This window comes from Desulfobacter latus (assembly GCF_013389365.1).
Lineage (GTDB): Bacteria > Desulfobacterota > Desulfobacteria > Desulfobacterales > Desulfobacteraceae > Desulfobacter > Desulfobacter latus.
The window spans coordinates 1-13,493 of the sequence record NZ_JACADJ010000089.1 but is presented as its reverse complement, the minus strand read 5'-3'; the positions used below and the strand labels follow the sequence as shown (position 1 = coordinate 13,493).

Below are 13,493 nucleotides of genomic sequence, written 5' to 3'. Positions count from 1 at the left end.
ATGAAAACCTACTGGACCGATTTATTTCACACTTAGATTTGGACCCTATCTTGATAAAAAATACGCCTCAATACGAGGAACTGATAAACTACGGTGCTATTAGCGCCTAAATTTGTCCGAACCATTGGGAAAGTAAGGATTAAATTGTTCAATATCACAGATAATAAAGTAGACACCATTGAGTTTAATACATTAATTTCCCGTTAACAGCCTGTTTCTATATTTGTGACGGACTTTTGCCGCTGAACTTCTACCTCATGCGGTCAGGGCCTTATGTGGAAGATAGAGGAACTATAGAATGCAACAAGAAAAAACGGCCGGAGTATCGACATCTGTTTTAGCTAGAAAAATAGGGCTTCCCAACACCGAACTCTTTAAAATTTTTCAAGAAAAGGGGTTGATTCATAGAGATGAAAAAAGGCAATGGCGATTGACACCGGATGGTGAAGAAATGGGCGGTGCCTATAGGCAAACCACTGATGGAGATAGCAAGTATATTGTATGGCCGGTCAGTTTTTTGAAACCGAACGGGATGAACCACATTTTAGGCGCGCCGCAAGAAAGCAGTGCTTCATCGTTTGAAATAAATGCAGACGCGGTATCCCGTTATGTGGCAGATCTTAAAAAGGATTCTTTGTCTGACCTGGATCAAACGGATTCAGCACAAGCCATTGATTTGACGGATGAACAGGAACGGATCGTCAATACACCGGTGGAGTATGGAAAAACCATAAAAGTGATTGCTTTTGCCGGCACAGGCAAAACAACCACCACATGCGAATATGCCAAAAAATATCCCCAAACCCGGTTTTTATATCTTGCCTATAATAAATCGGTCCAAGTGGAGGCGGCCGACAAATTTCCGTCCAATGTGACCTGCCGCACGGCCCATTCCCTGGCGTATGGAAAATTCGGGTGGAAATTCAAAAACAAGCTTACAGGAAGCATCAAAGCCTTTGACATGGCCCGGTTGTTTGACCTGGATTCATATTTCGATGGCACCATCATTATCAATATATTGAACAATTACATGAATTCCACAGCCCCTGAAATCGGGATGGAACATTTTCCTAAAAGGTTCGCGGGGCTTGTCAGTAAACAAAAGCGCGGGGAGTTGACCGAGCTGGCCCAAGAATACTGGGAGATGATGACAGACAAGGATGATTCCAACGCCAAAATGCTCCACGACGCTTATTTAAAGCTGTATCAGCTGTCAACTCCACGACTGGATTTTGACTGCATTCTTGTGGATGAGGCCCAGGATCTGAACCCGGTTATATTTGAAATCGTCGATACACAGACATGTGCAAAAATATATATCGGTGACAGCCATCAGCAGATTTATGATTTCCGGGGGGCCATTGACGCCATGGATATTATTGAACCGAACCATGTGTTCTATCTCACCCATAGCTTTCGATTCAATTCATTGATTGGCGACATAGCTACCTGGATTTTGAAGATCTTCAAACACGAAGAAAAGCAGATTATCGGCTTGAAAGAAAGCGTGAACCATACTGATAAAAAAACAATTCTAACAAGAACCAATGCCATGGCATTTAAGGAAGCTGTGGCCTTCATCGACAAAGCATCCCTGGGATTTGTCGGGGGCTCTAGAAAATACCGGTTTTCGGATATTTTAAATGTGTATTGGCTTTATGCCGGAAAGCTGGATAAAATTCAGGATCCGTTTTATAAAAACTTTAATTCCTTTGAAGCTTTTAAAAGATATGTATTAGAGAGCAAAGAAATAGAAAGCACCACAGTTCTGGCTGTCGTGACAGAATTTACCCATGACATTCCAGGCTATCTTGAAGCAATATATCGGGCGGAAGTCCATGAAAATCAAGCTGATGTTGTGTTTTCAACCGCCCATAAATCCAAAGGCCTTGAATGGGACTGCGTAAGGCTTTCAGACGATTTTATGAAACTATGCCGGGTAAAGCGGAATGCTTTGTCCGACAATGAAACGCCTGAAGCGTTCAGTTTGCGCGTAAACAAGGAATTGCCGGAGCAGGCCGAAAAATATTTTGAATTAAATCAACCGTGGCCAGCGGATAAAATCAATGAATTGAATTTGATCTATGTTGCCGCCACCCGGGCCAAGCAGACCCTCATACCAAATTCTGACATTTGGCTTTTCACCCATCTTGTAGAAAAAAATAAAAGTTTATTAAATTGACGACTCCATTATCACTGTGCGCTGACGCCATTTTTTTCAAAATGATGATTGCCTCATGATTATTATCAAGCATTGTGCAGGAATTGTTCAACAATTTTTTTGACCTCCCTGTCAATCCTGGATCTGACTGCACCAACTGTCAACTCACTCTTTTTGACCCGCATGGCATCTGCAACACGATATCCTTCATCCAGGGCGGCTGCGATGAAATGAATGGCCAGTGTCAGTGTGGTATATTCCCCTGTTTTGGGCACCTGGATTTCTGTCAGAAGATAGGGGTGTATTTTTTCCAGGATTTTAACGGGTAACTTGGAGACCATGAGCCTGTCTCTTTGCGCCAGCAGCTCTTCAATCCCCTTAGTTATTGTCCAGAAGTTTTCATCTTCTGTACTTCCGATGGGAAGAAGAAGCCCCTTGATGCAGATTAAATTCATTATCCTTTGGGCTGTTGCAGCTTTGAAATTCAATTGCTCAAGCAGGCCCACCGCTCTTGTGGGGTCATATTCTTTTCTGACCAGGCTATGGAGCTGTTTTTTTACAGGCGCCAGATCCATCTGCGATAGGTCTGCCTTTTCATCTATCTCAATATTCTTTAGATCTGACCACCTGGCTACTAATTTTACAGAGGTGGCCTTGCCTTGTCTTTTAACTGCCACAGCATATCCCACCACCTCGGTATCCATATCCTGGATCGTTTCGGATATCCTTTGAATGGCCGGGGGCAGTTCAAATGCCTGATAGGTATTTATTACGGCATCAAACACAGGATCGCCATATGATCCGAAATGAAGTGGGCCGTTTAATTCCCGCCCACCCTGTTCAAATGATTTTCGGTCTGTGGTCAGGCAGGCCCCTTCCGGGAACTCATCAAGACCCGAAAATTCAAGGATGGTGTTGGCGGTTTCTTTAATCATCCGGCAGCCGATGCGTTTCAGGAAATCGGCTTCTGTAAATGCCTGCCAAATATTATCAAGGGTGATGGGTACGCTGTTTTTCTCCCGGGTCTGGGTGAGGCGCAGATAGATCTCATATAATTCCCGGGCCGGAATCTCCATGCTCTGCCGACGGTTGTTTTGTTCTTTGATTCTCTCTTTTGCCGAGGCTTCCAATTCCTGGGGCGTTATATCCCCAGCGGCAAGATCATTGAATTCTTCCACACTGACCGGCAGCATGGAAACCTGCTGGGTGCCGACAATATCACCGGCCTGGACCAAACGTTTAAGCAAGCGGTCATAAACGATCTGCTCCGCGGAATCAACATAGCAAAGGTTCAGGACGTATATGTCATCATGTTTCTGGCCGATCCGGTCAATACGGCCGATACGCTGCTCCACTTTCATGGGATTCCAGGGCAGGTCATAGTTAATAATGAGATCTGCGGTTTGAAGGTTCAAACCTTCGGCGGCGGCATCCGTACAGACCAGCACATCAATTGATTCACCCATGAACCGGTGTTTGATCTCTTCCCGGTCAACCGTATTCATCTGTCTGGTATCCGGGTCCACATATTGCCCCCCTTTACCGGAGTATGTTCCGATGCGCATACCGGGATCAATGGCCCTGAGCCGTGTGACAATATCGGACAGGGTATCGTAAAACCGGGTGAAAATGACCAATTGCTGAATCCGGTTGCCTGAAAATTTGCGCCTATCAAGAACATTGAGCAATGCCTGAAATTTTGACGGCGGGGCGGACAGGTCGCGCAGGGTGCCGAGCATGTCCGTCAGTTTCGACAATTCCCATGTCAAGTCCGCCGGGGTTCTGTCTTTTAAAAACAATTCTTGAATATTTTTGTCGGATTCATCATTGCTGTCAATACAGGACTCAATATCACTCGGAATATTCTGATCCTCCGCCTGTGGCGCCATATGGCTCAAGGTGGCTGTTACCTTTTCTCTCCTGCGCTTGAGTGTTTCTTTGATTGCAAACAGGCTGGAGGCCAGCCGCAGTCTCAGAAAGCTTAATAAAAAACCCAGGCTGGGCCGCGCTTTATTCCCCTGTTTATTGGAGGCCAGCCTGCTGACCAGTTCCCGGCAATACACGTCAAGCTCATCATAGGCTGTTTTTTCAAGATCATTGAGTACAATTTTAGGTACGGGCAGGATGTGCCGTTTGGCCAGGTTGGCCCCCAGCTGCCCCTTTTCCCGGTAAATTTCCAGCAGGGGACGGGTGTGGCGGAGCATGACCCTGGACAGGGGGGCCGCAGAAAAAATGAGCCGCTGTATCCGTTTTCTGTCCAGTCCCCTGGGAATACGGTTGCGCTCCAGCCATTGGCGGGTCGTACTTTTTATCCGGCCGTCAATAACGGCGTTATCCAAGTATCCTTTATAAAAGGGATCATGGTGATCCAGCGCCGTAATGGCATGCTTTAAGAAATCCCACAGATCGTTGGGCGTTTCTTCTCCCCTGACAATGGCCCCGAGCATGTCATAATAGGTCCAGGTCAGTGAGGGATCTTCCTGAAATTGTCCCACCCTGAGGGTAAGATGAATGAGATCAAAGACCTCTATCCAGTCAATCTGCATGGGGGTTGCTGTGGCCAGCAGCAATGATTTTGACTTCTGCCTTAAATGGGTCCTGATGGTTTCATACAGATTGCCGAATCTGCCCTGAACCCGGTGCCCGTTTCCGGCATTTTTCCGTCTGGCGTAATGGGCTTCATCCACAAAGGTGATATCAAAAGGCTTGGCCGCCTTGATTTCATGCCGGCGTTCTGCCCGTGAAATCAATCCGGTGGAGACAATGGAGAGATCCGGATCAAACAGGCTGTTTAATGGGGTGCTTTTTTCCGTGGGATAAATGACTTCCTGCCGGGCATAAGGCCCTGACAAAGATCTGGAAAACGGCAAAAGAAATTTGGACGCCATTTCCCGCTGCCACTGCTGGGTCAAACCGGCCGGCGGGGTGATCAGAATCCGTTTGGCAATACCTGACAGGTACAGGGATCTGAAGACCAGGCCCGCCTCAATGGTTTTGCCCAGCCCGACCTCATCGCAGAGCAGGTAGCTGTACGGCCAGGTCTCTATGATACGCCGGGCAACCACATCCTGGTGGGGCCAGGCCTTTACCGGCGCGGTTTCCATCCCCACATACCGCCCCCGGGGAAGCTTTGGCCCGTCTTTGATGAGCCTGAACCGAAGCAGTTCCAGCGCCGTTGGACGGGGCACCGCCGCGGTCAGGTCCATGGACTCGGGCATATCCACCCGGGTGCCGTCTATTTCAGTTAGCGTGCCGGCCGATGCCGCAATGGTGATCATTTTATCTTTAACGGCCTGGGGCAGGGTCATCACACGCAGATACGCGGACATGTCATTCCAGATATTTTCAAAATCCGCCTGGGCCTCATCCACCCTGCGCCTGTCTGTTTTGCCCCACCAATCTGCGTGAACGTCAATATTTTCCGCATTGGACAACAATGCGGTTCTGGATTCGTTCAATGAGCCGGAAATATAGATGCGATCTCCCTTTTGATCGGTGAATACCGCCCATTTTTCATGGACATACCCATCTTCGGAAGATGAAAAGGGCAGGGCCTTGCCCGTATTTTTGTGAACCCGGAATGCCACCCGGATGTCAAGATACCCCTTGGCAACCATCCATGATAGAAGCGCCACGCCCCGGGTGACCGCTTTTGGCCAGCTCTCCTGCCGGTCCAGTTCGCTGTTGAGGGCCTCAGCCATGCGTTGGCTATCTCCCTTTAAGATGGCTTCCACATCATCTTCTTTCAGATCCGATCCCACCACCAGGCGGATTTTTCCACCCGAGTTTACCAGGGCGGAAAATCCCTGGGATGCCACGGCCAGGGAGGAGGAACTGAAATATCCGGCCACCCGTTTGTAATCCACGCTGGATGTCAGTACCGGTATATAAAAATCATGGAGAATATTGACGGCTCTCCGGCCGGGCGTGGCGGAGGATGTTTTATAGGAGATCCGCCATTCCCTGTCTTTGAAATTGGCGGGTTTTGGCGCAGCAGGCATCTATATCCTCTTATTTTAATCCGAATAGAATGGTATTGCCTTCTTTGCGCAGATTCTCATCCCCGGTTTCTGCGGTCCACACGGACAACAGGTGCATCAGGATGTCTTCTTTGCCTTCTGCATGCCGGGTCATGTAGGCCCTGACAAGGGGAATATCCCCTTGGCGATACTGGACAATCAGTCCGTGAAGCAGGTCCCATTCGGTCTGTGGATGTTCAAGGCGTTTGGGGTTCCGTTCTTCCGGAAGTGCCAGCCTCAGCTTAGAACCTTTCCGGAGCAAAGGCGCATGAAACCCCAGGTCTTCGGCTTTGGCGGCCTGGTTGCTCCGCCGGGTGGTTGACTGGGTGTTGATGCCGATGAACCGGTCGTCAACGGTATATCCCCCGGTCTTGGCTTCCAGTTTGATATTCAGTGACCGGGACAAGTTCAACGCCTCATCATAGGGCAGATCCCCAAGGCCGTAGATGCCGTACAGGGTCAAGGCCATGGCCGCCTCCGGTGCCATGTCGTTGATGGAAAGCTTGCCGCCAGTGATCCGGGAGATCTGGTTTTCCGCCACCACCCGGCTGGCCTCGTTCATGGCCCGGATGGGACCGACGGGCTCGTCGCCGTCAAGAACCGGCCATTGTTCGGACAACACACTTAAGGCTTTGCCGTAGCAGGCAACCATTTCGTCCACTGGGTTGAGTTTCAGGGTTTCAAAATCCTTTAATCCCTGTTTGACGGATGTACGGATTTTTTGTTGAACGCCTGTGCCGCCAAAACCTGTCCAGGTGGCGGGTTCATCAGATGTTGTTTGTCTTTTTCTACAGGCAAGGAAAATGGAGCTGGAAGCGGATGCGTTATTCATAATGTTTTGTGAGTTCGCAAACTCAGAATCAACAGGAAATGCCGCACTGATAATCCAACCATGCTCGATCAATGATCGCGTCAGCGTTTCCCAGGCATCCTGGCTTTTATGGGTAAACATCATCGTCATTATGCCGGAGTCTTTCAGGACTCTCCGGCATTCTGCAAAAATTTCCCCCATCATTTTTTCATAGGTGTCTTTTGCAGGTTTGGTTCCGCCATCCCGATCCGGATTGGCCACTGCTTCATCTGTTTTATTGGTTAATCGTCTTGAAAAATACTCGGGATACAAGTTTTTCAAACTTCTTTTTTGCCAGACATAATAAAAATCAGATAATTCAGCATATTGGACGTTGTTGTAATATGGCGGGTCCATACAGACCAGATCCACAGAAGATGGCTTAATTTTGCTTAAGTTCGCAGCGGACCCGTTGGTGATGGTAACAGGATGCTTTTTCTTGCCGGTAAGCTCTGCGATACCCTTGTATGCATCTAATACTTGTGATAAACCCCAAGCCGCCCCGGAGCGGGGTCCTGTGAATATCATTTCGCCGAAGGTCCACTTCAGTGAAAAGTCATGTCGTCCAAACGTTCCTGATACCTGGCCTCGTTGCGCGATCCATCTTGTTTGGCGGCTGTTGTAATCGACGCCTTTATCAATGGCAAACTGAAGATAGGTGATGATCGCCTTGCCCTTTTTTTCCCCTTCCTGTTCAAGAATCCGGGGTTGCAAACGATTCAATTCTTCCATAAGCGTCAGATGCCCCAGCAATTGTCGAGGGGTAAACATGTCACACCAACGAGGCATACCATATATTTTGGGACGCATATCATTCCCTTGGGGAAACTTTTCTGTGGGAATTAATCCCAAATCATCCCAATGGTCCCAGTTTTTGTCCAGCTCTTTTTCAGCTTGATCCAGGGCATTGAGGTCATTTGAATTGGGCGGCCGGAAATAGCGGATTTTTTCCGTTTTAACCTCTCCCTTTCTGGCGCCGGACTTATAGCGTTGGATCTGCCCCTGCTTGTCCAGTTTGGGCTGAAACCGGACACCAACCACACAATACAGCCGGTCTTTCCATGTTCCGTTTTCCGACTCGCCCCGGGCCTGGGCTTTGATTTCATCCGGAGTGATGGCTTGTTTGCAATGAATGCAAAGACCGACGCCCCGCTTGACTGTGGCAAATTCGGCATCTTCTCCATGTGGTCCCTTTCCTTTTTCGGCCCGGAAGGTCTCAAAACCGACACTGCCCCCTTCGGATTTTCCGTCTGGGATGATTTTTACTCCCCATTGTTTGCCGGCTTCTTTACTCAGCCAGCAGGTATTCAGGAGAGGCGCGTCTCCGCCGCAATGGGGGCAGGTTACTTGTCGGTAGTAAAGGAATCCGTCGAGGGTTTCGTCAAGATAATTATCCACAAGATCAGGAGCGTTTATTAAAAGTTGATCCAGATGCTTTTTTTCGGAATTTGGAATTTTATCGCAGGGAAAAAAACGCTCAATTCTATCTACCATGGCGCTTCTTAACTTATTGCCCCAGGTTTCAATATTTTCAAGCAGTGGTAACCCGAATAGTGATGGATACTTAAGCGTTGCATTAAGGATGACACATGCCACAGGGTTTAAGTCATTTGCGATGACGTTGTGACCTAATCTTAAAGCTTCAAATGGTATGGAACCACCACCCGATGTTGGGTCCAAAACAGTTAAACCCGTTGTTTCAGATGCCACGGGTGAGGCACTAAATGCCCTGGCATATCCGTATTTGTCTTCCTGGGTTCTTATTTTGTGCTTATTTTCCCACTCAATCCGAGTTTTTGCCCAGGATGGGTCTGCCGGAATTTGCTTAACAATCAGCTCTTCGCCGGGCTTTGGGAATGGACGCGGTATCTCTTTTAATTCAGCTTCCCATTTTATCAGAATCGGGTCATGCTGAATGGACGGATCGGATTCTTTTAACCGATTGATTAATCTGATATTTTTTTGTATCCGAGTATTCTCTTTTTCCAAATAATTAAGGACTGCCGTATCAACGGGTAACACTTCTTGATTGGTTTCATCTGTCTGTATTTTATCAAGGGCTTTACCTGTTAGAGTGCATGATATCCCATTGATATTGATCACTCTTTTCTTTAAGCCTAATTGTTTTATGAACCAATCCGGATTTGTATCCGCCGGGAGCAAAGACGCCAGTATGGCAGCCCGGCTTGGGGTTAAGGGTCTTCTTGCCCACCAGACATGTAAAAAATAAAGAGGAGGCAGGGCTGAACTTGCCCCCCGTTCTCTTTGGGTCTCAGCCCCCACCTGGTGGCAGGGAAATCCAGCTTCAATTAACCGTAAGTCATCCTGATAGGAAAGATCCATATTGTCTGCCTTGTTCTGCTTAATAGTTGAGTCTCAGTTTATCCAGCATCTTTTCGATGTGCTTGTCGCTGGGATGTCCGGCCAGCATGATTTTCATCCCGGCCATGGCCCAGCGGTTGGCCGCGTCCGTGAAATTGGAAATCCGTGAATACCAGTAGGCCGCTTCTTCCTTTGTAAACCGGTCCACCCGCCGGGCGATCAGTTCCACCCGGTCCATTTCTTTGATTCGTTCCTGGAGTTTGAAAATCAGGCCCATCTTGTATCCGGCCTCATCATCCAGGGGCAGATTGCCCCGGAAGGTAATCCGTTTCCGGTTCAGGTACTGCTGGAGTTCCAGGGGAATATCGGCCTGGTCCGTTACCCGGGTGACAATGGTTTTTAATACCGGCAGACACCTTGTCAGAGACGGGCCGTATAACAGGCCCCGCTCCTTTAACACCGCCCTGGGGGCAACCATGTCCCGGGTGTCTGTACGCTGATCCGGCTGGATTCTTTCCTTCAGTATCAGTACAGGCATGGGTTTATCTTTATGTTCTGTGATCCGGACAATCCATTTCGCCTGATTGAGTTCCGGTTTTACCCGCTGGGCGTAGTGGGTTTCAGGATCTGTTGTTTTCTTTTTTGCGGCCATTATGAATCTTTCTATTCGTTTTTATCTTGTTGCAGTTTGTTTACGAATTTGCATCCGTCTTTGGGGTCATTGATATCCAGATAAAATTCCGTGCCATCGTCCTTTTCCACCAGACCTGCCAGGGTTTCAAAGAACTCACTGAGATCTTTCAGGGTGGCCGGGGTGGCGTCTATTAATTCCACCCTTAATTTCCCGCCGTTGGGCAGAACCAGTCCGGTCATATCCAGGGCGTCAATATCGGAAAGCCCGCCTCTTTCATAAATGCTGCCCAGGCGCCGCATTAATGGGAACACGGTCTCTGTGCATTCCTGTCCGGAAAGGTTTATGCCATGATCTTTCTTTTGAATCCAGCCTTTTTCCGATGCTTTGGCTTTTGTGACAATGGTGTCTTTGGGGTCCGGCTGGTAGAGCATGGCTGTTGTACCGCTGATCAGTTCCGGGATTTCATCGTCTTTGACCTCATCTTTACTTGCCATAAACCGGCCGTCCTGGATCACTTCTGTTATGGCTTTTTCTATGGTGCCATTCTGGATGTCGCCATGTTTTGCCTTGAAATCATCCACAATTTCACGAAACTGGGCGATCTGTTTTTCATCTGCAATCTGTTTGACGTATTCTTTAACTTTCTGGGGCTCAAGTCCGCCTTTATCGGTCCATCCCCTTTGATTGGCTCCCTTGATCGTGACCAGGGAATATCCGTCCGCCAGGTTGATATTCAGGGACATTTCCTTGGCATCTCGGCCATAGAATTCCGAAGGCGTTGTGCGTTCCGAATCCCCCATTTTATACACATACCATATCCCTTTGTCCGCCCCGGACCGGATAATGCTATCCAGTAAATCAGCAGACTCCAGGATGGGCCACTTTCTTAACTGGCAAAAGTTATTCCGGATTTCCTGGATGGAGACCACATCTTTGGGGCCGAAAAAAAGCGTGGACAGATTTGATAAATCGGTTTGGGTGGTATGGTCGGCAGTGACAATTTCACCTTCGCTTCTCAGGGTTTTTCCGATCTGTTCCAGAATGGATTCTCCGCCTTCACCGCCGCCGGTTTTGATCTCCTTGCAGGCGATTTGCCCGCTGGCAGACGGATACCAGAGATATTGATAACATTCGGAGACTGATGTGAGCAGGGCTTGTTCCCTTTCATGGAACCGTTTCTGAAAATCGTCTTTATCAAGCTTGTTGGGATTGATGCCCTGATTCTGTGGATTGGCGTTCAATTTGCGCATGGCAACGACGGTGCGGGCCAGTTCCCGCAGCCGGGTTAACTCTTTCTGGGCCTGGGTTTCCGTGGCGATAAACAGGTCTCCCTGTTTATGGTGATTGCTTTTAATGGAAACGGTCTTGGGCACCAGGAGAAATACAAGGTTCTGTTCTTTCCTCGGAATATTGGGGCCGGCATAGGTGACACATTCGTCAATATCCAGGTTTGACGCCCCCAAAGAGACAAGGGCGAGTACCGGTTTGCCGGTGTTGTCCGGAATATGTTCGGACACGGCCACATCATGAACGATTTTAAAGGTTTTGATATCTTTTTTGACAAGTTTTCTGGCTGTGGCATCCAGCACATCATTGAGTTCATCGATCCCAAGTGTCCGGCGGATTTTGGCAAGGGCGATGTTTACTGACGGATCAAGGCTGGCGTAATATCTGCCCTGATTGTACCTCAGGTAAAACGCCGACTGGCTGATTTCTTTTAGCGCTTCATTGATCTGGGACGGAGTCAGGCCCGGAAATGCAACATTGAACATGGCTTCCTGTTCTGTAAGGCCGAATATATTGGATTGCAGGCCCTGTTCCCTTCCGGTTAAGCTGTTCAGGAATATGGTTTTCCATGTGAATTCATACATCGGCCAGCCGTCAGGATGGGGGTTTTTCTGGTCTGCCAGCTGGGCATTGCTGCTGCTGCCTTGAATCTGGTCGGTGTCGGCACCGCCGATGTCGGCATTTAACACCGGCAGAAGATCACCGCTTCCGGTCCGGCCGATGATTTCAGTTACTGTCCTGGCATCCCTTAAATCAATGTGACAGGTATGAATCATGGGAATATCGATTTTTCTGTTCCAGATCCCCCTTACAGCCAGGGACAGCACCCGCAGTACGCCCCGGGTGCCCTGGAAATTTTCAGACACGGCCAGTTTGTTATTTAAAAAATCAATTAAGGTCGGGTGAAACGGGTAGTGGGCTGCCATGAGGTCTTTGAAATCGGCCCGGGTGGCATTGTCCGGAAGAAGAGACATGTTTTTTTGATACAGGTCGGCATAGTTTGAGGCGGTCTGGGTTGCTGCGGCATCATCAATTTTTGAGAACAGGCGTTTTGCTAGGACCCGTGAAATTTCAGCGGACTGAACAGGAACCACCGGAGCGTCATTCCTGGAAACCACGCTGCTGATGCTGCCAATGGCCCGCTGTCCAATCCCCAGTGCATCATCTTTTGAAACCTTCTGTCCAGTGACTTTCGCTAAAAGTCCGGCCAGTTGTTCTGTCTGGCTTGCAAATGCATCTGTTGCACTGGCAAGGGTGAGCAGGATGGATATGTTGGCATTGGATCGGGCATACCCGCTTAAGCTCATCAGGAAAGCTGCGAGCTGCTCACCGCCTTCGGGGTTGGCTGCCGTCAGTCTTGCCGCATACTGGGCCAGCTCGTCCAGCATGATGAGTACTTTTTTCTTGCCCAGCACGGTATCAAAATAGTTTCGGCCGGGTGCCGCAAATGATTTTGCCTCATCTTCAACGTCTTTATATAGAGATTCCCCGCCAATCTGAAAGGCGATTTCGCCCCACAGGGTGTAGGGGGTGATGGCGTCCCCTTTTATTTTATGAACCGGCAATTCATCCCCGGCAATCCCCACGACCGCCACGCTTCCTTTTTCCGGCAGGTCGCTTGTGGGTAAAAGGTTCGAGACAACAGATGCCAGTTCCATTCCTTGATATCCGATATGGGTGCAGGCAATCAGTGTATGGGTTTTACCACCGCCAAATGCGGTTTCAAGCCGGTGGAAGGCCGGCACGGTATTGTTGCCGGCCAGGCGGGCAAAGACCTCCTGCAGCACCATTTTCAACCCATCCGTCGGATAGGTGGCTTCCGAAAAAAACTGTTCTGCATCCGTGTACATGGGATGCATGTCCGTGCCTTGGTTTTGATAGAATCTCAGCACTTCACTGATGGATGCCGTGAATATTTCAGGATTGAATGTGCCGTCAAGAATGTCATGCCGAGGAGTGCAGGTGTTGAGTATAGAAAGCATTAGTTTGCCCCAGTTCAGATTGTTGCTGATTATAGAAAAAGGATATTACCTCATCCTAATATAATATATAACTAATCCAAACTACTAAACACATACGGCAATTTCAACTGGTAGGTTATAAAATCTAATTAAATAGTAATCAAAAGTATTTAATTTACGATTCAATTAGAGTTTTTTATTAAAATGTAAACACCTTAAGTGGCTGAAACCCGCAGCCTCTATTCCTTATCTTTGTAAG

Annotated in this window: 5 protein-coding genes; 1 reads left to right on the top strand and 4 read right to left on the bottom strand. The window is 48.5% G+C overall.

The window, feature by feature from the left end; translation table 11 throughout:
- Positions 1–298 precede the first annotated feature (298 nt).
- A complete protein-coding gene (locus HXW94_RS16770) occupies positions 299–2,182 on the top strand; it encodes a UvrD-helicase domain-containing protein (protein ID WP_178368054.1) in 1,884 nt (627 codons plus the stop codon).
- A gap of 65 nt (positions 2,183–2,247) precedes the next feature.
- On the opposite strand, the gene HXW94_RS16765 is transcribed toward HXW94_RS16770, so the two are convergent.
- From HXW94_RS16765 to HXW94_RS16750, 4 genes are read right to left on the bottom strand one after another with little or no spacing between them, the layout of a single operon-like run.
- Positions 2,248–6,162 carry a helicase-related protein gene (locus HXW94_RS16765; protein WP_178368053.1) on the bottom strand — a complete coding sequence of 1,305 codons (3,915 nt, stop codon included), beginning with the start codon at positions 6,160–6,162 and terminating at the stop codon, positions 2,248–2,250.
- Between the two features lie 10 nt (positions 6,163–6,172).
- Positions 6,173–9,373: a DUF1156 domain-containing protein gene (locus tag HXW94_RS16760; protein ID WP_178368052.1), complete on the bottom strand. Its 3,201-nt coding sequence runs from the start codon at positions 9,371–9,373 to the stop codon at positions 6,173–6,175.
- A gap of 19 nt (positions 9,374–9,392) precedes the next feature.
- Complete coding sequence (locus HXW94_RS16755; protein ID WP_178368051.1) at positions 9,393–10,004, bottom strand: DUF7680 family protein; 612 nt, start codon at positions 10,002–10,004, stop codon at positions 9,393–9,395.
- 11 nt (positions 10,005–10,015) lie between these two features.
- On the bottom strand, positions 10,016–13,255 hold the full coding sequence (locus HXW94_RS16750) for an ATP-binding protein (RefSeq protein ID WP_178368050.1): 3,240 nt from the start codon (positions 13,253–13,255) through the stop codon (positions 10,016–10,018).
- Between the last annotated feature and the right edge of the window lie 238 nt (positions 13,256–13,493).